Consider the following 21,196-nt stretch of genomic DNA (forward strand, 5'->3'; position numbering starts at 1 on the left):
GATGTTTCCTCATTCCTGATCAAACATGAAATCGACATCTTGCGCCCGCTCACCCAACATTAGGTGATCTGCGATCAGGTCGACATTTTGATTGTTATGAACCACTTCATAAAGCCCGTTGACTAACGGCATGTCAATACCCAGTTCATCGGCTTTCTCTTTTACCATCCGCAAGGTGTTCACACCTTCCGCCGTTTCACCCAGTTGCTTTACCGCTTGTTTGAGTGAGTAACCTTGACCAATGGCATAGCCAACACGATAGTTTCGGCTAAGTGGAGAAGTACAGGTAACGATCAAATCCCCCATGCCAGCCAAACCAATAAAGGTTAACGGATTAGCGCCCATTTTCACGGCGAAGCGGCTCATTTCCGCCAAGCTGCGCGTCATTAACATGGCACGTGTATTTTCGCCCATGCCCAATGCCCCAGCCATACCACTAACAATAGCGTAAATGTTCTTCAGTGCCCCGGCCAGCTCAACACCATAAATGTCAGGATTCGCATAAACACGGAAACGGGGACTACCCAACACATCGTGCACCTGATGCCGCAACGCGGCCGATTTAGACGCCACAACGGTCGCCGTCAATTGACCTTGTGCAATCTCTTTCGCCAAGTTTGGCCCACTGATCACCGCAATCGGATGTTTCGGGGCCATTTCACGCATGATTTCGCTCATCAAATGAAATGAATGCGGTTCAATGCCTTTGGTTAAACTGACCAGGCCCGCGCTCGGCGACATATACTTCAACGCGTCTTCCAACACAACCCGGAAGGCCTTACTGGGCACCGCAACGAAGACCACATCACAGTCGTGCACCGCTGTTGCCAGATCATTGGTCGGCAATAAATTTTCGTGCAATTCATACTTCGGCAGATACCGTGAATTCATACCCGTTTCGAGAATGTCTTCTAGCTGTTTTTCGCTGCGCATCCACAACCGAGCATCGCATCCATTTTGTGCTGCTATATTCGCAATGACGGTGCCAAAACTGCCACCCCCTAAAACGGCAATTTTCGCCGCTGGATTGGTCATACTGTTTCCTTAAAGATTAAACGTGTTGGCTTCAGCACTGGCCTTGCTCCAAGGCACACACCAAATCACGAAAGGTATGTTCGTTCGTCTCATTCAATGACATCAGGACACGATGCGCGTCCAGTACCTGGGTGCGAATCTCTTCTTCATCGCTAGCAACGGCTTCTATCGCCTCTACAGGGGCAGCTACTAAGTCACTTTTATCCACCATTTGATACACCGTATCGGCAAAACCCATGCTCAGCAATACGCGCTGAATATCCGGTGAGCGCCACACCAAAAGCGGCACGTAATGTTGGAGTTTTTGCACCTGTATGCTCAATTTGGCCAATAACCCCAAGGTTGTACTGTCCAGCCCATCGGCGTCGGTCAAATCGACGACCACATGCTGATAATGTTCGGCAGCCAGCATTTTCTGCATGCACTGCTCTAACGTCGTTGATAGGGTCAGACGCACATCCCCCACCAGTTTTAGGACATAAACGTCTTGCTTGTCTGCTACCAGTATCTGGCCTTGTTTCATGATTTCTCTTTCCAGTGCGCGACCGTCATGACCGTCATGTCGTCTGGCGCTTCTTCAATGTCATGCAAATTCAGTGCACGGCTCATCTCCGGCACATTAAAACGGCAATTCCGCACCAGCGACAACCACGCCTCTTCACGCTCGCTCAAGCTCTGTGCCGGATTAATTTCCAACAAACCATCGGAACACATCGCCACCGCAAGTTGTTCGCTGTACGTCAGGCTATGCTCCTCATAACGTGCTTCGGCAAACAAACCCAGTGGTGAGCTTGGCAGCTCCAAGGTGCGAAATTGGTCGTCCACGGCAACAATCGGATACGGAAAATGCGCCGCATTGGCGTAGCGATAGGTTTGATTGAGCGAATCAAGGATGCCAATAAATAAGGTGGCGTGCTTACCAATGTTGCTGCGCAACAATTCTTGATTTAACAAGGCGAGCACTTCAGCGGGGTGTTCAACATGTTGCGAAATTTTGTAGCGCCATTCATACCGTAAACGATTCACTTCATTGCGAATCAGGATAGTCACCATGGCAGAGGACACGCCATGTCCGGCAACATCAACAATGTAGTGTAAGAGCACACCGGGTTGCAGTTCAAAGTAGTCGACAAAATCGCCACTTAAGAACATTGACGGCTGCAACACGTAATCAACCTGAATGCCGTGCGCCTTGAACGGACGCGCTGGCAACATGGTTTGCTGAACATGGCGCCCGGCGCGCAGATCCGCTTCCAGTGTTTCTATGGTGTCTTGCAATTTTTGGTTGGTATCTTCGAGCGTATCACGGTAACGGTTATTTTCACGGAGCAAACGGACACGTTCCAAAGCACGATCAATCGCATGCTCTACGACAGCCAAGTCCGTCACGGGTTTAACAATATAATCGGCAGCCCCGAAGCGCAATGCGGACACCACATCTGACATGACACCCGCACCGGACACCACAATAAAAGGCACATCGGGACGCTGTTCGACCACTTCTTGCAATACGGCCAAACCGTCTTTGCGGGGCATGCGAAGATCGCAGAGAACCAAATCCGGCAGCTCTCGGTAAAATATGTCCAGCCCTTCTACACCGTCACAGGCTTGCAGTACGTCGTAACCGGAATCTTCCAAATAGCCTGCTAGTGATTCACGGACCGAAGCGTCATCATCGATAACCAAGAGTGTCGCTTTGGCAACTGCCATGAAGTGCCCTACAAATGTGTTTTTGGGGAGCCTACTCTTTCACTCTGCGGGCTGCAAGTCTGCTCGTTGAATTTCACCGATTGAACCACAAAACCCGCAGAAGCATAGTGCCGATCCATATTTGTCTTTGACAGACTGCGCAATAGTTTTTATAAACGGGCTTGTAGAACGATGTTTTTTTGACTGACCGGAAGGTGGGGTAAATGATCGATAGAGACTATTTGGAAAAACGTTCTTTCATGCGCATGAACATGGAAGCGCCTGCGGTCATTCATTTGGCAGATGGTACCCAAAAATCGTGTCTTTGCATTGATCTGAGTGCCGTAGGTATGCTGATTGAAGTCGATGAATCATTTCCTATGCTTACGCAATTTTCCGTACACCTACCAGCGCTGACCGGGCAGTTCGCACCACTGGACGCCGATGTGATTGTGCAGCGCGTAGAGGAAGTTGGGCCAAAACGCTTTCAGCTGGGCTTGGAGATTGAACGCATTAAATAATGTGCCCGTATATGTTGGTCATCTCATGCTGGGTTTGTTTAACAACAAAATAAGCTCAGCCTCTGAACGCGTCAAACCGGTTTGCTTGATAACCTGATCGATACCTGCCCCATGGCGCAGTAGGTCTTGCGCCGTATCGAACTGCGCTAAACTGTCTTCCTCATCATCCGCCGGTGCGGTGGGCTTGCTAACGTCTTTGGGTTTTGGTGGTACTGGATTGGGCACGGAGACTGTTGGGGGCGCAACGGTTTGCTGTCGCAATTGCGCTTGGGCATGCTGGGTTTGCCGAGCCACGGCCAGTAATTTTTTGCCCAGCCCGATATTACCGGCCTGAATCATCGATAACTCACGCCGCATCGCCGACACATCTTCCGCCAATTGCTTGTTGCGTCGTCCTGCTGAAACCCACAACACCAACAGGACAACGACGAATAAACTGGCAAAAGCCACAAACCATAGCAACAAAGAAGAATCTGCGAGATTCATCTTCAAACGACCTTTAAACGCTGTTGAGCAATCCGTGCACACATGGTCATGGGTTTAAATTTCGCCCAATTCCTGCCATTCATCAACACTGAACAGACGATCCAATTCGACCAAGATGAGTAACTCATCATTCTTATGGCAAACCCCTTGGATGAACTTCGAGGTTTCATCATTACCGACGTTCGGTGCAGTTTCAATTTCAGACTGCCGCAGGTAAACCACCTCAGCCACTGAATCAACCAGAATACCCACCACCTGCATATCGGTTTCAATGATCACAATGCGGGAATTATCGGTGACTTCTGAAGGCGACATGCCAAAACGTTCACGCGTATCAATCACCGTAACCACATTGCCGCGCAGGTTGATTATCCCCAAGACATAAGACGGGGCACCCGGCACAGGTGCGATTTCGGTATAACGTAAAACCTCCTGCACTTGCATCACATTGATGCCATAGGTTTCATTTTCCAATCGGAAAGTGACCCACTGTAGGATTGGATCGTCTGACGCTTTTGCCGCTTGTGTACTCATAATTTGCCCGCCTTAATTCAGTCAGCTGTCCTACTCAACAAAACAAAAGAAGCTGCTCTTCCGTAATGTTGCATATGATGTTGTCAATATAGCCTAATTTACCCTTGTTCGGCATACTTCCCAATAACAAATTCTTCGCAATCGCCCTTCCATCCATTTTTACTTCGATTTGGACGCCTTGGCCCGCTGCGCCAATAAGGTTGTTTCAAACGCATCCAAGTCGATCAAGGCACACATATGATCGACCACTGTACCGGCCAACCAAGGTCGCCGGGTACGTTCCGAGCGCCATTTCACATCATCCGGCGTTAGGGTAATCGAACCCACCACTTCGTGGCAGCCCATCGCCCAATCACAATCATGGATGCCAATGGCATAGGTCAACGACTCGATGGCCTCCGAACGATAGCGCTCTGGCATCACCAGCCGGGCAGTATCCACCACCCGAATATTCCGCCCGTCGTGCACTCGCAGTAAGCCTAGAAACCAGTCTGGTTGGCCAAAAAGCGGTGTTAATTCGCTGTCCATTTTATAGATAGTACCGAGCAAAATCATCGGAACCGCCAGTGCCAAACCATCGACTTTGAAGAGCAAACAATCGAACCGGCTTTGCGCCCAACCGGGCCGTCCGTTTTCTTCCCAAGCTAATATGGGTTGTTGAGCGCCTAAATGAATTTCATCATTGAAGGTCGGTGCGCCTTCTTCTGGCAGCACAACGGGTGGTGTGGTCTCTACTGGCGCAGGTGCTTTGGGCGCCGACTTGGGCTCCACGGGTGCCAACGCTACAGGCGGCTCGGGCAACGAGGGCTCTACTTCCGGCTCGGGCTCGGGGTCAGGCACAACCGTCGCCGTGTCTGGTGCAGGCGGCGGTTCGGACACCGGCTCTTGTTGCGCAGGCTCGTCCGGCACTGCAACTGCGGGCTCCAGCTCATCTTCCCAAGACGTTGCTTCTTCCAGCATGATGGCCAGATAATGATTGAGTGCCAATTTAGCGGGCGCTATCTCAGTGACCACTTTCTTGCTTGAATCAGAACTACTCACCCCGAACTCCCAGGAACAGGTTAAAATGTCTCTTACCGTTTACGAGGCTGAAGCTTCTGCTTGCCCAACCGGTTAGGGTGTCATGGTAACGCATTATGGCAGATCGTGCTGCAGTGTCTTCAACAGGCTGGTATAAGCTTCACAACCCCGCGAAGTGGGATCCAATTGTGTGATGGACATACCCTCGCGGGAGGCATCCCGCAGGCGCGTATCAATTGGAATGGCTGACTTCCACAAGCGATCATCATAGGTTTGTCGCAAGGTGCGAAGGCTGCGCTGACCGGCTTGCGTGCGTCGGTCATACATGGTGGGTACGATCAAATAGGTCAACTGTTTCTTGCGCGAAGCCGTCACCATCTGCAGGGTATGAATCATGCGTTCCAAACCCTTTAATGCCATGAATTCTGTTTGCACCGGCAGAATAAGAACCTGTGCAGCGGCGATGGCGTTAATCAACAATACACCCAACAAGGGCGGGGTATCGATTAATACATAGTCGAAGTCGTCCCACAGCTGCGCCAACGCGCGCGATAAAACCAGCCCCATGCCTCCTTGCTGCGATATATTGCGCTCCAAGGTTGCCAGGGCCGTATTGGCAGGCAATAACGCCACATTGGGCATAACATCATCAACGATGAGTTGTGCCGTCAGGTTATCAGGCACTCGCCCTTTGTACATAAACAAGTCGTACACACTTTGCTCAATAGCATCAGGGTTCATGCGGAAATAACTGGTCAAGCTACCCTGAGGGTCCATGTCAACCATCAACACACGCTTACCCTGCTCACCCAGCAAGGCACTGAGGTTAACTACAGAGGTCGTTTTACCGACGCCCCCTTTTTGATTCGCTATGGCCCAAACGTGCACGCCTATTACTCCGGGTAGATAGTAGGTAGTGTATCTGCCAACGCAGATTCAACTTTAGGAATATCCGATACCACCGTAAGAATCAACTCCATGCGTCGATTGATTGCCCGTTGGTCTGCCGTGTCATTAGGCACTTGTGGCAACGCACCAGCGTAACCGACAGCTGACAAACGTTGCGGTGCAATATCCACGCGCGCTAAAACACTGACAACACTGGCAGCACGGCGACTGGATAACTGCCATGCGGCTTCAGATGAAAGCGCTCGATCATCCACATGACCTGCCACGGCAACCAAAACGGGCAGCGTTTTTAACGTTTCAGCAACCCGCTCGACAGCGCCCACTTGGTCGGCTCGCAAAACATAATCGCCCGGCGCAAATAAAGAATCGGCAGACAACGCCAACATGGCACCAGAGTCTGTTCGATACCAATCATAGTTCAATTGCTCGGGTAATACCTCATGCAGGCGATTTAATTCTCGTTCAATGATCACCCACTGTTCCCCATCTGCAATAGGTACCCATGGCTGTATCGTCTGCCCACCCGCATCTTCAGGTGTTTGAGTAATTCGAGGCGAACGTTCAACGCCTGACACGGGCGCAGCTGGGGTCAACACATCCAAGGCGTCAGTATCAGGCTGCACCATAAAAAAACGCCCACCCAGCAACCACCACAACACTAAACTCAAGGAGAAAAAAGTGTAGACAATGGGCCTGTGCCAACGATGAATTGAAGACGTTTCACTGTGTCGGCGAGGGAATGTGCGTCCGGGCCTGGTCATTTTGAGCGGTACGCTAGGCGATCTGATAAACGTCGCGGTGGTTCATTTCGGCTTATGCTCAATAAGGCATCCAATAGCGTCTCACGGCATCGGTACTGGCACCGTGCTAACCAACGAGTGCGCGATGCCAAAGGCAGGAAGACGATGGCCGACAGCATCAGACCATAGACTAAGGTGACACCGGCATTAAAGAATCCGATTTGCGACAACAGTGGGTTCGTTGGCTGAGCTGCCGACTGCAAAACCACAATCACGGCTGCAATAGCACTCATCAAGGGTGCGTAAATGGCCAATTGCTCGAGAAACTCCGCGACCTGAAGCTCTCGCTCCTCTTCAGCAACCATGGCAACGTTGACGAAGTGTTCAATATCGTCGGGTTCCGCACCATCGATCAAACATTGCAACCCTTGCGCCGCGAGCGTGTCGGTCACTCCTTGTGCCACTGGCTCCAAGGCCAACCGCCCTTCCTTCCGGGCAGTTTGCGCCCACACCACCAGATCATTTTCTTGGTAAGGCGGAACATATGGAAGGTGCAAAGTGGTCAATCGTTTACCGACCAGGCGCAGCCGACGGCGGTCCGACTGCGCTAAGGCTAATCCGAAGGTAGCACCCAACACAATGATAAGCGCCGGTACATTGAACAAGGCGGTGGTGGTGCCGCCACTTAGAATAACGCCGAGGAGAAACAGGGTGCAGGCAATAACCAGCCCGGTGATCAACATGGCGGACCCGCCTACAAAACGCCGACGATGGTTTTAGCGATATCGTCCAATGGGATATCCGCATCGGACAACCCTGCATTGCGCACAGAGGCTGGCATGCCATCAATCACACAACTGGCGCTGTCTTGCGTCCATACGTGAGCGCCCGCTTGTTTCAGTAGGCGGGCACCGTCACGCCCATCCGCCCCCATACCTGTCAATACCACCGCCAACACTCGATCACTGTAGTACTTAATCGCGCTGCTGAAGGTGAGGTCGACCGATGGCTTGTAATTCAAACGTTCGTCGCCCGCCACAATGCGCACGGAATTCCGCGACGACAACATCATTTGTTTACCACCGGGCGCTAACAACGCCAAGCCGGGCTCTAAAACACTTCCATCTTTTGCTTCAGCAACACGGATCTGGCATTGCCTGTCCAAGCGTTCGGCAAATGGCCCGGTAAAGGCTTCCGGCATATGTTGAATCAACAAAATCGGTACACGAATATTACCAGGGAGTTGCGTCAGTACGCGCTGCAGAGCAACAGGGCCACCGGTACTGGTACCGATCATGATGAGCTCGGGCTTACGTGGTAATGTAATTCGAGAGGTTTTGCGTTCAACGGGTGCCGACGACGTTGTCGGACGACTGATGTGTGCCGTGCTTGGCGTGGAATGGGCTTTGCGTTGCCGGGCCACGGCAATAATTTTATCGACCAACTGCTTCTTGAGTTGTTCGTTTTGCGTAATGCTTTCACGAAACTTCGGCAGATAGTCCAGAGCACCCGCATCAAGCGCATCAAGGGTAACACGCGCTCCCGCCGTAGTTAACGAAGACAGCATCAAAATGGCTGTCGGCTGCTTGGCCATGATTTCCCGCACCGCCGAGATGCCATCCATAACGGGCATCTCATAATCCATGGTTATCACGTCGGGCTTGAGCTGAAGCGCTTTATCAACCGCTTCCCGCCCATGGCTCGCAGTACCAACCACAGTTATTTCCGCATTTCCGCGCAAAATAGTAATAATCTGCTGGCGGAAGAACGACGAATCGTCCACCACCAGAACGCTAATGGGCATTATGGTTCCTCGTTATATACACCCAACATCAAGCATAATGATTCAGCATGCTGGGTACATCCAAGATAAGAGCAATACGACCATCGCCCGTAATAGTGGCGCCTGCCATCCCCGCCGTACCATGCAAGGTACGACCCAGAGGCTTAATCACCACTTCTTCCTGCCCAACCAACTGATCCACTACAAAGCCAACTTGCTGGGTGCCAACCGACACAACCACCACATGACCATCTTCTTTGCCATGTTTAACAGACCCTTTAATCAACCAACGCTTCAAGTAAAACAGCGGCAACGGACGACCACGCACCACCACCACTTCCTTACCGTCAACAACATTAGTTTTGGTCAAATCCAGATGAAAAATTTCATCGACGCTGACCAACGGCAGGGCAAACGCTTGCTCACCCAGCATCACCATCAAGGTCGGCATAATGGCCAGAGTCAAAGGCACCTTAATACGAATACTGGTGCCTTTGCCCATGTGCGATTCGATATCAATGCTACCGTTGAGCTGCGCTATTTTGGTTTTCACCACATCCATGCCAACACCACGGCCGGACACATCGGAAATCTCTTTCTTGGTTGAAAAACCCGGGGCGAAGATAAGATTGAACGCCTCTTTATCCGATAACCGGTCGGCCACATCCTGATCCATAACCCCACGTTCGACGGCAATAGCACGCAGTTTGTTGGGGTCCATACCACCGCCATCATCATGAATGGACAACAGAATATGGTCCCCTTCCTGTTCTGCGGATAGGGTTATTTTACCCACTTTAGGTTTTCCTGCCGCCACTCGAACGTCCGGTGCTTCGATGCCATGATCCACCGAGTTCCGAACCAAGTGCACCAAAGGATCAGCCAAGGCTTCCACCAGATTCTTGTCGAGATCGGTCTCTTCGCCAATGAGCTCTAGATTGATTTCTTTCTTCAGGCTACGCGCCAAATCGCGTACCACGCGAGGGAACCGACCAAACACTTTCTTGATCGGTTGCATGCGCGTCTTCATCACTGAATTTTGCAGATCGGTGGTGACCACGTCTAAATTGGCCACGGCTTTTTGCATGTCTTCGTCGCCTTGGGCTTCACCCAAACGAACCAGCCGGTTACGCACCAAGACCAACTCACCCACCATATTCATGATGTCATCAAGCCGTTTGGTATCGACTCGGACGGTCGCTTCTTGCGCCAATGCAGCACCTTTCGGGTCTGGCATCGCCGGTGCAGGAATGCTGGCGGGTGGCAATTTAGCAGGCTCAGATGCTTTAGCCGCAGGGGCTGGCTTAACTGGCTCTGCCGAACTCGCTGCCGCTGGCTTAACCGCTGCGGTTGATGCAGCGGGCGCCTTCGGAGCCACAGCGACGGAATCGTCTTTCGGCGGTTCTTCTGCCGCTTTTTTTACCGCATCTTGATCAAAACTTTGTGCGACATCCCCGTCAAACTTGCCTTTACCGTGCAGTTCATCCAGTAATTTTTCGAATTCTTCATCGGTGATTTCGTCACCACTGGCGGTGACCGCAGCGACACCTGGCTTTTTCGATGATTTCGGTTTTTCCGCGCTAACGGTTTCACCCGCTACCGTGAACTTTCCGGCCCCGTGTAATTCATCCAACAATTTTTCGAATTCATCATCGGTGATTTCATCAGCATCATCTGCTCCAGCGGCCGGAGCGCTAGTTTCGGTAGGTTTTGCTGTAGGCGGTGGCGATGCTGAGGCTGCCGAAGACGCAGCACCTTGCTGCAAGGCATCGAGTAAATGTTCAAATTCATCGTCGGTGATGTCACTGCCCGCCACGATATTCGCGTCACCAGACGGTTCTGTTGACACTGGAGACTCGTCGTCCGCCGGTACTTCAGGCTCTTCCTCTGGCTCTGACGCTGCAACCAAGGGTTCTTCGGCATCGTCCGGATGGGTCATCTTTTCCAGTGCCGCAAGGAGTTCAGGCGATGCAGGCTCAGGCATGGCACCACTGCGTACCTGATCAAACATGACGTTCACGGTGTCGAGTGCCTGCAATACGATGTCCATTAACTCAGACGTTACCGGGCGTTCGCGCTTGCGCAATACATCGAATACGTTTTCGGCGATGTGGCAGCAATCCACCAAAGGCGTTAACTGGAGAAAACCGGCTCCGCCTTTAACGGTATGGAAACCCCGGAATATCGAATTCAGTAAGTCAGGATCTTCAGGACGCTGCTCCAGTTCCACCAATTGCTCGGATAAAGATTCAAGAATCTCACCTGCTTCAACCAGGAAGTCCTGTAGTATCTCTTCGTCGGCATCAAAGCTCATAGTACAGCTCCCTAAAAGCCAAGGCTGGATAGTAAGTCGTCGACATCATCCTGACTTGATACGACATCTTCGGTTTTCTTCACGGAAGGACCATGACCGGCCAATACGTCGTGCACTTTTTCTTCGGGCTCGTCTTTATGTTCAAAGCCCGCCACATTCTCTACTTTGCTGGCCAGCAAGACTAAGTCAACGAGACTTTTCTCCACATCCCGCACCAAGCCGGTCACTCGCTGAATCACCTGTCCGGTGAGATCTTGGAAATCTTGAGCCAACAAAATGTCAGATAAATGCGTGTAGAGCGATTTGGAATCTGTACTTAAACGGTCCAGGAACGTATCCATCCGCCAGTATAATTCTCTAAATTCGTCGGCCGACATTTCACGCCGGGACAAGCGCTGCCACTCGGCTCGCAGCTCGTCGGCCACATTACCGAGATCATTGGCGATGGGCATACACTCATCTACCTTGTCCATGGTTTTGTTGGCGGCGTCTTCGGTCATTTTGACCACATAGTCTAAGCGATCCGTAGCATCGGCCATTTCAGACAGTTGCGTAGGGTTTTCATCGGGGCTCGCGTCGATGTGAAAATTGGTGATGGCATTGTGCAGGCCACGGGTCAATCGACCCACTTCTTTGTAGAGTGTTTGCTCGCGGGCGTCTTGCAACTGCTGGATGATCGCCATGGCGCCCGTTAAATCACCGCGCTCAATAAAGGCTTGCAGCTCGTGTGACTTGAGCTTAATGAGTTCTTCGAACTCTTGTCTCGTTTCGGTTCCTGTCTGACTCATAATTGCTCCGTCAGTCAGTTATTTGCTGGCATCTACGCGCTCAAAAATCTTTTCGATTTTTTCTTTCAGCGCTGCTGCGGTAAAGGGCTTAACCACGTATCCATTCACGCCCGCTTGTGCGGCGGCGACAATCTGATCACGCTTGGCTTCTGCCGTGACCATGAGTACGGGCAATGTTTTTAGTCGCTCGTCAGCACGTACTTTTTGCAACAGTTCAATGCCGGTCATGCCGGGCATGTTCCAGTCTGTAACCAGAAAGTCGAAATCCCCACTTTGCAACATGGGCCATGCTGTACTGCCATCGTCTGCTTCATGAGTATTTGAAAACCCCAAATCCCGCAGGAGATTTTTCACAATGCGGCGCATTGTGGAAAAGTCGTCCACTACCAGAATTTTCATGTTCTTATCCAAGGCTACCTCCAAACACGCAAACCCAGTCAAGGTTCTCGGCGCAAATTAAAATTCTTTTTCGTTATAAGTATAGGTATACGTTAATCTTCCGTCTCACGCCAGTCCCGCAAGCGCGCTCGCAGTCGGTGGGTCGCTTGAGAATGGATCTGACTCACGCGCGATTCACTGACCCCAAGCACCAAACCGATCTCCTTCAGGTTTAATTCTTCGTCATAGTACAAGGATAGTATGAGTTGCTCACGTTCTGGTAGTGTTTTTATGGCTTCAACCATAGAACTGTGCATTGTGGTGCTTTCGTGTGCTTGCGCGGGGCCATGTTCCATTGTGGAATGCCAATCCGGCTCGCCCTCGGCGGCAGACGAATTTTCCATTAACTCTTCAAAACTAAACAAGCGCGCGTTTTGCGTATCTTTTAACAACGCATAGAACTCATCCAGTGAAACGCCCATCTCCGCGGCGACTTCCTGATCTTGCGCGTCGCGAGCTTCACGATTTTCCACGGTCCGAATGGCGTCTGAAACGCGGCGACTGTTACGGTGCACACTGCGCGGCACCCAATCCCCTTTGCGCACTTCATCAAGCATGGAACCACGAATGCGAATACCGGCGTAGGTTTCAAAGGTAGCGCCCTTGCTCCGATCGTAATTTTTTGCCGCCTCAATCAGGCCGATCATGCCTGCTTGAATAAGGTCTTCGGCCAAAACGGTATCCGGGAGACGGGCCATCAGATGGTGCGCAATGCGCTTTACCAGCGTCGCATGCGCAGTAACCAATTCATCCAACTGATGTTTACTTTTCGATTCATACATCTAAGGGTTTACCCATACCTAGCACGTCAGCGAATGCTGCCCGTTATCAGTCTCTCTACAAAGAACTCCAAATGTCCCTTGGGTGACGTTGGTAATGGCCATCGTACCATTTGTTGCGCCAATTGCTCATAGGCAATAGAGGCTTTGGTATTGGGGTACGCGTCCACCACCGACTTCTGTTTTTGTACAGCGCGCCGTACATTGTCGTCAAAAGGTATCTCACCCGCGTACTGAAGTGCAACGTCTACGAAGCGTTCCGTGACACTGGTTAATTTTTGGTACAACCGCAAACCTTCATTTTTGGTACGAACCATATTGGCTAAAATACGAAAACGGTTCATGTTGTAGTCATGACTAATGACCTTAATCAAGGCATACGCATCGGTAATGGAAGTGGGTTCATCACACACCACCACCAAAACTTCCTGACAGGCACGAACAAAACTGACCACGGTACGGGAAATCCCCGCAGCAGTATCAACAATCAATACATCCATTTCATCCGCCAAGGACGAAAATGCGTGAATAATACCTGCATGTTCTTGCTCGGCCAGATTGGCCATGTAGGGAGTACCAGAAGAGGCTGGGATCACTTTGATGCCACACGGCCCTTCGACCATGACATCTTTTAAGTCACAGCGACCATCCAATACATCGACCAGATTTCGGGTTGCGCGCAACCCCAGCAAAACGTCTATATTGGCTAGGCCAAGGTCGGCATCCAGCACAACGACCCGCTTCCCCAACTTTGCCATAGCAACAGCGGCATTGATGGATACATTGCTCTTGCCGACACCGCCTTTACCTCCGGTGACTGCAATAACCTGTACGGGTTCCTGTTTTGCCATGTTGCGTCAATTCCTAACGGTTGGCAGTAAGTCTACCTTGCCAAGACCATATTATAATAGTGTTCGATTATCCCGCGAGAGCTATTTTAGCCCCCGAGAATTCTCGCTTTAACTGGTTGTAACTCACCTCCACCAAGCGCTTGACTTGTCCAAAGTGAAGGTCTTGCGGCACCAATGTGCCGTCACTCCAATACAGAATGGGCACTTTCTTGCGCAGGCTGAGGCTTAATACGGGGCCAATTTCAGCGCTTTCATCCGCTTTGGTCAGGATGATGCCGCGAACTTTCAAAACATTAAAACGATTGAACGCATTTTGCAGACTGTTCACCGACAAATTAGAAGGCAAGACAAGTATGGGTTTAATGTGCCGCTCAAGCGCGCTGTCACCGAGTTGAGCCTGATACGCCGTCAGCCCGCGTTCGGAACCGTTGGTATCGATCAGGATCAACTTTTTGTTGGCTAGCCGGTTAAGTGCGGCTTCCAAGTTGTCGGCCTGATCTTGCAGAATGATCTCGCAACCCAGAATGCGCGCCAGTATTTTGACGGGCTCATGCGCGCCGATGCGATACTGATCCAGTGAGATAATACCCAATGCGTCCGCACCATGCTGCATGGCGAAGCGTGTAGCAATCTTTGACAAAGTGGTCGTCTTTCCGGCGCCCGTTGGACCCACCAAGGCCGCGATACCGCCGCGTTTGACCAAACACTCCGCATTGTTTTCGGCCAGACTGGCGATTTTTTCTAACGCCAAGGTCCAGCTATCATCGGCTAGCTGGTCACCGTATTTTTCGACCAAGGGTGTCACACAACGGCTATCAAAGCCACACAGACCAAGGCGCTGGGCCAATGGCCCACCGGTAACACCCATGTTCTGACGCTCATGCACTTCCAGCCATTCGCGCAGTGCTGATAGCTCTTCGCGCATCGCCGACAATTCTTTTTGTTCGGGCGATACGCCGGGCCGAGGTGGTATAGGCTTGGGCTTTTCGACCGGTTTCTGCGCTTTTGGCACTGGAGCCGGAGCTACATCTTCAACGAATTTCGGCTCTGGCTTCACCGGACGCGCGGCTGACGGTGATTTCACAATCTTCTCGGGAACGTCAAAATCCGACGATTGTTCCGCCATTTGCTCACGCAGCTTCTGCCGTTTTTCTTCCAGGGGATCTTTATGCTTGTTCAAGAGCTGCATCAAGGCATCACGCGTCAAACCACCGCCACCTTCTTGCTCTGAAAGCCGAATGATACTGTCCTGCATCGTTTCCGGTGCTTTACGTGGGGCTGTAGGCGATTTTTGCGCGCCGCGTGGCGTCAGCAGGTCGCGCAGGGAATCCCGGGTTAGGGCTGTGGTTGGCGCCAACGGGTCGGCTTTAGCTTCAGGCAGTGAGGGCGCACGACGAGCCGGTGCCGGGGTGGGTTCGACGACCGGAGCGCCCGCCTCTTCTTGCTCATCTTTGATCGCCGCGAGAATCTCAATACCTTCGGCAACCTTGCGGTTCGACAGAATCATCGCCTCATCACCCAGCTCAGCGGCCACCATTTTCAGGCCCTCTGACATGTTCCGCGCAATGAACTTACGTACTTTCATTCAATCGCTCCTAAGACTGCCCAACCGATGCAACGACAGTAATTCTCTTGTTCTCGGGTATCTCGTCGTAAGCCAACACATGCAGGTTGTCTACGGCAAAACGGAAGAATCGAGCCAACATCATACGCAATGGCCCTGGGACCAACAGAACGGCCGGTTTGCCTTCTGCTTCTAGTCTGCGTACTAATTCCGTCACCGACCCTTGTAATTTTTCAGCCAGCGCCGGTTCAATCATGATGGCATCACCGCCGCCATTTTGTTGACCTTGCTGTAAGATCCTCTGCAACAACTGTTCCAAATCTCGATCCAGCGTCATCACGGGTATTTCACTGTCATTACCGACTATGTTTTGCACAATCAACCGTGCCAAGGACGTCCGCGCTGCGCCGGTCAATTGGCTACTGTCTTGCGTACCCGCGTTGGTCAAAGCCTCAGCAATGGTACGCATATCGCGAATGGGCACCTGCTCCAGCAACAAATTCTGCAAGACCTTCAACAAGGCACTGATGCTGAGGGTATTTGGCACCAGCTCTTCGGCCAGTTTCGGTGAGTTTTTCGCCAACTGGTCCAGCAATTTCTGGACTTCTTCGTGGCCCAACATTTCATGCGCATGCTTGAACAGAATTTGGTTCAAATGCGTGGCCACTACCGTACTGGAATCCACTACGGTGTAGCCCAATGCTTGGGCTTGGTCTTTTTGCGAAGACTCTATCCATACCGCGTCCAAGCCAAACGCCGGATCTTTAGCGGCGATGCCTTGAATATCGCCAAACACCTGCCCCGGGTTGATCGCCATGTCCCGTTCAGGGTGAATTTCGGCCTCCGCAATGGATACACCCATCAAAGTAATCCGATAGTGATTGGGCAATAAATCCAAGTTGTCGCGAATATGAATGGAAGGCATCAAGAAGCCCACCTCTTGCGACAACTTTTTGCGTACACCTTTAATGCGTCCCAGCAACTGACCGCCTTGTGACTTGTCGACCAAGGGAATCAATCGGTAGCCCACTTCTAAACCGACCATGTCGACGGGCTGTACGTCATCCCAACTGAGTTCTTTGGTATCTTGTTCCAGTGCGCCTTCTTGGGCTCTAGGGCTGCCCGGTCTTGGCGCGACGCCATCCGGAGCACTGCCAGGCTTACCACCAGAGCCACCGCCCCCGCCACCCGCTGGTTTGGGCTTACCACCGAGCGCCAGTTCTTCGGCATCTTCTTTGGCGCGCAAATAGGTCCATAGGGCGATGAAAGTCATCAACAGCGCCAAGCTCAAGAAAACCAAATGTGGCATGCCCGGCACAACACCCAACACCCACAAGATAGAAGCGGCCACGGCCATAATACGAGGCGACGCCAACATTTGATCCGTAATCTGGCCACCCATTTCCTGACTGCTGGAGTTTCGGGTCACCATAATGGCTGCGGCTGTGGACAGTAACAACGATGGAATCTGGGCCACCAAACCATCACCAATGGTCAGTAACGCATAATTTTCAACCGCCGTGCCAAAGGTTAGTGCGTGCTGCGCCATACCAATGGCAATGCCGCCGACCACGTTGATGATCAAGATAAGAATACCGGCAATGGCGTCACCCCGAACGAATTTCGAGGCACCATCCATAGAACCGTAAAAGTCAGCCTCCTGGGCAATTTCAGCACGTCGTAACTTGGCCGTATCAGCATCAATCAAACCGGCGTTCAAATCGGCATCAATGGCCATTTGCTTGCCGGGCATTGCATCCAACGTAAAACGTGCGCTGACTTCGGAAACCCGTCCGGCACCCTTGGTCACCACGACGAAGTTGATGATCATGAGGATCGTAAACACCACCAAACCAACGGCGTAATTACCGCCGATGAGCACTTCACCGAAAGCCTCAATGACCTTACCCGCCGCATCACCACCTTCGTGCCCATACAGCAGAACGACGCGGGTAGACGCCACGTTAAGCGCCAGACGAAGCAACGTAGCCACCAGCAAGATCGTCGGAAATACGGCGAAATCCAGTGGCCGCAAGGCATAAATGGTCACCAACAATACAATGATGGAAAGCGCAATGTTAAAGGTGAAGAAGATATCAAGAATGAAGGTAGGTATTGGCAGGGTCACAAACGCCAACAACACCAACAAGAAGATCGGCACACCCAAGTGGCCGGTTAATACATTTTGCAAATTCATTCGCGCGCCGCGCATCAGCGTCACGCGATCGGTATTTTGCAATTGTTTAAGCGTACTACTGCCCGGTATTGCCATTGAAACCCTTAACCCCGCCTCTCAGTGCAGCGCCAAAACGCTGACGAACTCAGAGGCTACAGCAAAAGGCTTGCCATACTGACGCCATACAGACGATTTTACTCGTCGCGCCGGAAATCGGGTGGTATGTCGACTTTCGGTTTACGCTCTGGTGGTGGCATCCGTCCTTTGCGGGCTTCGTTCATTTGGAATACATAGGCCAACACTTGGGCTACGGCCAAATACAGTTCAGCGGGAATTTCTTCTCCGACCTTGGTGTGGTAGTAAAGCGCCCGAGCCAACGGTGGCATTTCAATAATGCTAACGCCATTCTCGCGGCCAATTTCACGAATTTTAAAGGCCACTTCGTCGACGCCTTTGGCCAGCAACAGGGGTGCTGGCATGGAATTGGGATCATATTGCAGCGCGACCGAGAAGTGCTCAGGGTTGGTGATGATCACGTCGGCCTTAGGTACATCCGACATCATTCGACCTTCCGACAGTTGACGCTGCAATTGACGGATTTTGGCTTTAACTTCCGGCTTACCTTCCGTGTTTTTGTATTCATCCTTAATCTCTTGGAAGGTCATTTTTAGCTTTTTGGTATGGCTGTATATCTGATAGGGGATGTCCACCGCTGCAATGACGGCCGTAGACAAGGCCATCAGCAAAAAACTCCAACCAATGATCGTAGCTGAATGCACAATGGCAAGGCGTGTGGGCTCACGTGCGATCGCGCGCAACTCATCAACCTGACTCCACAGAATAAGCACCGCAATAACGCTGATCACACCCACCTTGGCATAACCCTTTATCAATTCGACCAAGGAATTCATGGAAAACATGCGTTTCAATCCCGCCAAGGGATCAATACGAGAGCCTTTCGGCATGAGGGATTTCGTGGTGAAGTTCCAGCCGCCTAAGCCCAATGGCCCTGCAAATGCAGCGATGACCATGATGGCGAAAAAGGGCGCTGTTACCAAGCCCATCACCCGAAATGACTCAGCCAAATGTCCGAACATAAAGGCCGGATCCCCGGCCGCGGATTCGTCAAAGGTGAAATTAAACACCGCAACATCCAGCATATTGCGGGACACAACGGGTGCAAAGATAATGGAGGCCATTGCGGCAGCGAACAGCAACACCGTGGTCGCCAATTCTTGGGACCTGGCTACCTGCCCGTCTTCACGCGCCTTTTCAAGTTTTCGGGGCGTGGGTTCTTCTGTTTTTTCTTGACTGCTGTCTTGGTCTTCAGCCATTGGTGATCTCCAAGCGGCGCATCACCGGCACTACGTCCAGTACCAGTTCGGTTAAAACACCAAAGACTCCCGTAAAGGAAGCCCACACGATAAAGATCCCCATCAACATGGTGATCGGGAAACCCAAGGCAAAGATATTCAATTGCGGTGCCGATCGTGTCATGACACCAAAAGCCAAATTCACAATCAGCAAGGCCGTGATGGCCGGCAATGCAATCAAAAAACCAGCCGCGAACATCCAACTGCCCATCATAACGATTTCCATCAAGCTGCCTTGTGTCAGTCCATTGACGCCAATCGGCATGGTGTAAAACGAGTCTACCAACACTTCAAACACCACCAAGTGCCCATCAACCCCCAGGAAAATCAGGGTCACCAAAACGATGTACCACTGCGACAGCACGGCCACCGTCACACCGTTTGACGGGTCCATCATCGAAGCAAAACCAAGCCCCATTTGCATGGCGATGGTTTGCCCGGCGATCACAAAGATCTGCCACATCAAGAGCACCAAAAAGCCCAGCGCAATACCAATGGCCATTTGCTGAAAGATGATGATGAAATTGGTCAGCGATACCCCTTCAACATCGGGCATCGGGGGCAAAATAGGGGTCAGTGCAATGGTACAAACCAGCCCCAAGGACAAGCGGATACGCATAGAAACCGTTTGCGCACCAAAAATAGGAACCACCGCAAAAAAGCCTAAAATACGAAACAAGGTCCACAGATAATGGGTGACCCAACTGGCAATTTGAGCGTCGGTGATCTCCATGTCACAACATCAGGTATGGGATATCAATATAAATACGTTGCGCGAAATCGACCACTTTAGCGACCAGCCACGGCCCTGTAGCGATCAGCGTTACGATGGTCACCAAAAGGCGAGGTAAAAATGACAGGGTTTGTTCGTTGATTTGCGTCGCAGCCTGAAAGGTCGCGACGACCAAGCCGACAATCAATGACGGTACAATCAACACCGCCACAATCAAAAAAACAATGAACAAGGCTTCTCGAAACAAATCACCGATATACATTGCGCTCATGTTACTAACTCCTCGTTCACACGCCGAAACTGGCCGCCATCGACCCCATGACCAGCGCCCAACCGTCGACCAACACAAACATCATGATTTTGAAGGGCAACGAAATAATCAATGGCGAAAGCATCATCATGCCCATCGCCATCAGGACACTGGCAACCACCAGATCAATGATCAAAAACGGAATAAATAATAAGAAACCGATTTGAAAGGCGGTTTTCAATTCACTGGTGACGAATGCGGGAATCAACACGGATAACGGAATGTCCTCGCCCTCGCCCACATCGGTCCCGGTTTGCTGCTGCGACAACCGTGAAAACATGGCCAAATCATTCTGCCGGGTTTGACCCAACATAAAGGCATGAATGGGCCCACGAGCCACTTCAAGCGCTTCCAGTGGTGTGATTTCTTCTGCGATATAGGGCTGCACGGCGCGCGTGTTGATGTCTTGAAAAATGGGGTACATGATGAAAAAGGTCAAGAACAGCGTCATGCCAATCAACACCTGATTGGAGGGTGTTTGCTGGAGGCCCATGGCCTGGCGCAAAATGGCGAGCACAACAATGATTCGGGTAAAAGACGTCATCATGATGACCGCTGACGGAATAAACGACAGCGCCGTCATGATGGCGAGAATTTGCAGGGTTACGGAGTATTGCCCATTTCCAGCATCATCAGTGGTGTAGGTCAAGGCGGGCACGCCCGCGCCACTGGGCGCCGCATGGGCTAATAGAGGTAGCAGGAATACTAAAAGCGCAAGCAGCCACGGGCTATTGCGACGTAGAGTTATCTTGATCCTGTGACGCTTTGTTACCACCAATTAACGCTCCCAACTGTCGGGCAAAGGGACTGCCTTCCGGGTGCGAAGTGAGATTGAGTGGTTCGGTCAAAGCATGCAGAGTTGAGATTTGCTGAGCCGTTACGCCAAGCAAAAGCTGTTGCTGCCCTACGGAAACCAATACCAATTTTTCTTTTGCGCCCAGAGGCGTCACGGCCAGTACTTTAATTGCGCGGCCATTGACCGCACTACCGCCATTAAATCGACGCATCAACCAAGCGCATGCAAATATAATACCTAATACAAAAAGAAGGCCTAAGATTACCGTCACCACCTCGCTGAGGCCAATGGTGGGTACGGTGGACGATGGCGCAGCCAAAATCACGCCGCTAAGGCTCCACAAGAGCCCCAGAGACA

General features: G+C 51.6%; 23 protein-coding genes. 1 reads left to right on the forward strand and 22 read right to left on the reverse strand.

The window, feature by feature from the left end; genetic code table 11:
- Nucleotides 1–9 precede the first annotated feature (9 nt).
- The 3 genes from ACFOSD_RS10820 to ACFOSD_RS10830 are packed head-to-tail and all read right to left on the reverse strand — an operon-like array spanning nucleotide 10 to nucleotide 2,745.
- On the reverse strand, nucleotides 10–1,035 hold the full coding sequence (locus ACFOSD_RS10820; RefSeq protein WP_380696374.1) for an NAD(P)H-dependent glycerol-3-phosphate dehydrogenase: 1,026 nt from the start codon (nucleotides 1,033–1,035) through the stop codon (nucleotides 10–12).
- A 31-nt stretch (nucleotides 1,036–1,066) separates the two neighbouring features.
- A complete protein-coding gene (locus ACFOSD_RS10825) occupies nucleotides 1,067–1,558 on the reverse strand; it encodes an STAS domain-containing protein (protein WP_380696376.1) in 492 nt (163 codons plus the stop codon).
- Entirely contained in the window at nucleotides 1,555–2,745 is a 1,191-nt protein-coding gene (locus ACFOSD_RS10830; RefSeq protein ID WP_380696378.1) for a response regulator, read from the reverse strand. Before ACFOSD_RS10830 ends, ACFOSD_RS10825 begins: the two co-directional genes overlap by 4 nt.
- A gap of 203 nt (nucleotides 2,746–2,948) precedes the next feature.
- Here ACFOSD_RS10830 and ACFOSD_RS10835 point away from each other — a divergent pair, with 203 nt between their 5' ends.
- Nucleotides 2,949–3,245, forward strand: coding sequence for a PilZ domain-containing protein (locus ACFOSD_RS10835; protein ID WP_380696380.1), 297 nt, complete (start codon nucleotides 2,949–2,951; stop codon nucleotides 3,243–3,245).
- Nucleotides 3,246–3,263: 18 nt separating this feature from the next.
- Here ACFOSD_RS10835 and ACFOSD_RS10840 read toward each other — a convergent pair whose 3' ends face one another.
- The 19 genes from ACFOSD_RS10840 to fliO all read right to left on the reverse strand — a co-directional run bounded on the left by ACFOSD_RS10840 (nucleotide 3,264) and on the right by fliO (nucleotide 21,164).
- Nucleotides 3,264–3,731: a DUF2802 domain-containing protein gene (locus ACFOSD_RS10840; protein WP_380696382.1), complete on the reverse strand. Its 468-nt coding sequence runs from the start codon at nucleotides 3,729–3,731 to the stop codon at nucleotides 3,264–3,266.
- A 54-nt stretch (nucleotides 3,732–3,785) separates the two neighbouring features.
- Nucleotides 3,786–4,265 carry a chemotaxis protein CheW gene (locus ACFOSD_RS10845; RefSeq protein WP_380696384.1) on the reverse strand — a complete coding sequence of 160 codons (480 nt, stop codon included), beginning with the start codon at nucleotides 4,263–4,265 and terminating at the stop codon, nucleotides 3,786–3,788.
- Between the two features lie 159 nt (nucleotides 4,266–4,424).
- Complete coding sequence (locus tag ACFOSD_RS10850; RefSeq protein ID WP_380696386.1) at nucleotides 4,425–5,306, reverse strand: chemotaxis protein CheW; 882 nt, start codon at nucleotides 5,304–5,306, stop codon at nucleotides 4,425–4,427.
- 93 nt (nucleotides 5,307–5,399) lie between these two features.
- Complete coding sequence (locus tag ACFOSD_RS10855; RefSeq protein WP_380696388.1) at nucleotides 5,400–6,173, reverse strand: ParA family protein; 774 nt, start codon at nucleotides 6,171–6,173, stop codon at nucleotides 5,400–5,402.
- Nucleotides 6,174–6,178: 5 nt separating this feature from the next.
- The gene (locus tag ACFOSD_RS10860) at nucleotides 6,179–6,820 is read right to left on the reverse strand and encodes an OmpA/MotB family protein (RefSeq protein ID WP_380696390.1); all 642 of its coding nucleotides are present in this window, start codon (nucleotides 6,818–6,820) and stop codon (nucleotides 6,179–6,181) included.
- Nucleotides 6,821–6,951: 131 nt separating this feature from the next.
- Complete coding sequence (locus ACFOSD_RS10865) at nucleotides 6,952–7,677, reverse strand: motility protein A (protein WP_380696392.1); 726 nt, start codon at nucleotides 7,675–7,677, stop codon at nucleotides 6,952–6,954.
- An 11-nt stretch (nucleotides 7,678–7,688) separates the two neighbouring features.
- Nucleotides 7,689–8,738: a protein-glutamate methylesterase/protein-glutamine glutaminase gene (locus ACFOSD_RS10870; RefSeq protein ID WP_380696394.1), complete on the reverse strand. Its 1,050-nt coding sequence runs from the start codon at nucleotides 8,736–8,738 to the stop codon at nucleotides 7,689–7,691.
- A 28-nt stretch (nucleotides 8,739–8,766) separates the two neighbouring features.
- Nucleotides 8,767–11,031 (reverse strand): chemotaxis protein CheA, encoded by a 2,265-nt coding sequence (locus ACFOSD_RS10875; protein WP_380696396.1) that lies wholly within the window; start codon nucleotides 11,029–11,031, stop codon nucleotides 8,767–8,769.
- A gap of 11 nt (nucleotides 11,032–11,042) precedes the next feature.
- Nucleotides 11,043–11,819, reverse strand: a complete 777-nt coding sequence (locus tag ACFOSD_RS10880; RefSeq protein ID WP_380696398.1) for a protein phosphatase CheZ — start codon at nucleotides 11,817–11,819, stop codon at nucleotides 11,043–11,045.
- 18 nt (nucleotides 11,820–11,837) lie between these two features.
- Nucleotides 11,838–12,218 carry a chemotaxis response regulator CheY gene (gene cheY / locus ACFOSD_RS10885; RefSeq protein ID WP_449329096.1) on the reverse strand — a complete coding sequence of 127 codons (381 nt, stop codon included), beginning with the start codon at nucleotides 12,216–12,218 and terminating at the stop codon, nucleotides 11,838–11,840.
- 92 nt (nucleotides 12,219–12,310) lie between these two features.
- Nucleotides 12,311–13,039 (reverse strand): RNA polymerase sigma factor FliA, encoded by a 729-nt coding sequence (locus ACFOSD_RS10890; protein ID WP_380696402.1) that lies wholly within the window; start codon nucleotides 13,037–13,039, stop codon nucleotides 12,311–12,313.
- A gap of 26 nt (nucleotides 13,040–13,065) precedes the next feature.
- Nucleotides 13,066–13,887, reverse strand: a complete 822-nt coding sequence (locus ACFOSD_RS10895; protein ID WP_380696404.1) for a MinD/ParA family protein — start codon at nucleotides 13,885–13,887, stop codon at nucleotides 13,066–13,068.
- A 67-nt stretch (nucleotides 13,888–13,954) separates the two neighbouring features.
- Complete coding sequence (gene flhF, locus ACFOSD_RS10900; RefSeq protein WP_380696406.1) at nucleotides 13,955–15,472, reverse strand: flagellar biosynthesis protein FlhF; 1,518 nt, start codon at nucleotides 15,470–15,472, stop codon at nucleotides 13,955–13,957.
- 10 nt (nucleotides 15,473–15,482) lie between these two features.
- Nucleotides 15,483–17,663, reverse strand: a complete 2,181-nt coding sequence (flhA, locus tag ACFOSD_RS10905) for a flagellar biosynthesis protein FlhA (protein ID WP_380707612.1) — start codon at nucleotides 17,661–17,663, stop codon at nucleotides 15,483–15,485.
- Nucleotides 17,664–17,821: 158 nt separating this feature from the next.
- The gene (gene flhB / locus ACFOSD_RS10910; RefSeq protein WP_380696410.1) at nucleotides 17,822–18,961 is read right to left on the reverse strand and encodes a flagellar biosynthesis protein FlhB; all 1,140 of its coding nucleotides are present in this window, start codon (nucleotides 18,959–18,961) and stop codon (nucleotides 17,822–17,824) included.
- The gene (gene fliR / locus ACFOSD_RS10915; protein WP_380696412.1) at nucleotides 18,954–19,733 is read right to left on the reverse strand and encodes a flagellar biosynthetic protein FliR; all 780 of its coding nucleotides are present in this window, start codon (nucleotides 19,731–19,733) and stop codon (nucleotides 18,954–18,956) included. The genes flhB and fliR overlap by 8 nt, the downstream gene beginning before the upstream one ends.
- Nucleotide 19,734: 1 nt before the next feature.
- On the reverse strand, nucleotides 19,735–20,004 hold the full coding sequence (locus ACFOSD_RS10920; protein ID WP_380696414.1) for a flagellar biosynthetic protein FliQ: 270 nt from the start codon (nucleotides 20,002–20,004) through the stop codon (nucleotides 19,735–19,737).
- A 16-nt stretch (nucleotides 20,005–20,020) separates the two neighbouring features.
- The gene (fliP, locus tag ACFOSD_RS10925) at nucleotides 20,021–20,791 is read right to left on the reverse strand and encodes a flagellar type III secretion system pore protein FliP (RefSeq protein ID WP_380697269.1); all 771 of its coding nucleotides are present in this window, start codon (nucleotides 20,789–20,791) and stop codon (nucleotides 20,021–20,023) included.
- On the reverse strand, nucleotides 20,772–21,164 hold the full coding sequence (fliO, locus tag ACFOSD_RS10930; protein WP_380696416.1) for a flagellar biosynthetic protein FliO: 393 nt from the start codon (nucleotides 21,162–21,164) through the stop codon (nucleotides 20,772–20,774). Before fliO ends, fliP begins: the two co-directional genes overlap by 20 nt.
- Nucleotides 21,165–21,196 lie beyond the last annotated feature (32 nt).

The organism is Salinispirillum marinum (genome assembly GCF_042650105.1).
GTDB lineage: Bacteria > Pseudomonadota > Gammaproteobacteria > Pseudomonadales > Natronospirillaceae > Salinispirillum > Salinispirillum marinum.

What these genes read in the sequence shown, in the direction of transcription:
- ACFOSD_RS10890 (WP_380696402.1), bottom strand. Translation starts at nt 13,039, where the DNA reads ATGTATGAATCGAAAAGTAAACATCAGTTGGATGAATTGGTTACTGCG.
- ACFOSD_RS10830 (WP_380696378.1), bottom strand. Translation starts at nt 2,745, where the DNA reads ATGGCAGTTGCCAAAGCGACACTCTTGGTTATCGATGATGACGCTTCG.
- ACFOSD_RS10865 (WP_380696392.1), bottom strand. Translation starts at nt 7,677, where the DNA reads ATGTTGATCACCGGGCTGGTTATTGCCTGCACCCTGTTTCTCCTCGGC.
- cheY (WP_449329096.1), bottom strand. Translation starts at nt 12,218, where the DNA reads ATGAAAATTCTGGTAGTGGACGACTTTTCCACAATGCGCCGCATTGTG.
- fliR (WP_380696412.1), bottom strand. Translation starts at nt 19,733, where the DNA reads ATGGAGATCACCGACGCTCAAATTGCCAGTTGGGTCACCCATTATCTG.
- ACFOSD_RS10825 (WP_380696376.1), bottom strand. Translation starts at nt 1,558, where the DNA reads ATGAAACAAGGCCAGATACTGGTAGCAGACAAGCAAGACGTTTATGTC.
- ACFOSD_RS10920 (WP_380696414.1), bottom strand. Translation starts at nt 20,004, where the DNA reads ATGAGCGCAATGTATATCGGTGATTTGTTTCGAGAAGCCTTGTTCATT.
- flhB (WP_380696410.1), bottom strand. Translation starts at nt 18,961, where the DNA reads ATGGCTGAAGACCAAGACAGCAGTCAAGAAAAAACAGAAGAACCCACG.
- ACFOSD_RS10860 (WP_380696390.1), bottom strand. Translation starts at nt 6,820, where the DNA reads ATGGTGCAGCCTGATACTGACGCCTTGGATGTGTTGACCCCAGCTGCG.
- ACFOSD_RS10875 (WP_380696396.1), bottom strand. Translation starts at nt 11,031, where the DNA reads ATGAGCTTTGATGCCGACGAAGAGATACTACAGGACTTCCTGGTTGAA.
- ACFOSD_RS10880 (WP_380696398.1), bottom strand. Translation starts at nt 11,819, where the DNA reads ATGAGTCAGACAGGAACCGAAACGAGACAAGAGTTCGAAGAACTCATT.
- ACFOSD_RS10840 (WP_380696382.1), bottom strand. Translation starts at nt 3,731, where the DNA reads ATGAATCTCGCAGATTCTTCTTTGTTGCTATGGTTTGTGGCTTTTGCC.
- ACFOSD_RS10820 (WP_380696374.1), bottom strand. Translation starts at nt 1,035, where the DNA reads ATGACCAATCCAGCGGCGAAAATTGCCGTTTTAGGGGGTGGCAGTTTT.
- ACFOSD_RS10835 (WP_380696380.1), top strand. Translation starts at nt 2,949, where the DNA reads ATGATCGATAGAGACTATTTGGAAAAACGTTCTTTCATGCGCATGAAC.
- flhF (WP_380696406.1), bottom strand. Translation starts at nt 15,472, where the DNA reads ATGAAAGTACGTAAGTTCATTGCGCGGAACATGTCAGAGGGCCTGAAA.
- ACFOSD_RS10870 (WP_380696394.1), bottom strand. Translation starts at nt 8,738, where the DNA reads ATGCCCATTAGCGTTCTGGTGGTGGACGATTCGTCGTTCTTCCGCCAG.
- ACFOSD_RS10895 (WP_380696404.1), bottom strand. Translation starts at nt 13,887, where the DNA reads ATGGCAAAACAGGAACCCGTACAGGTTATTGCAGTCACCGGAGGTAAA.
- ACFOSD_RS10845 (WP_380696384.1), bottom strand. Translation starts at nt 4,265, where the DNA reads ATGAGTACACAAGCGGCAAAAGCGTCAGACGATCCAATCCTACAGTGG.
- flhA (WP_380707612.1), bottom strand. Translation starts at nt 17,663, where the DNA reads ATGCGCGGCGCGCGAATGAATTTGCAAAATGTATTAACCGGCCACTTG.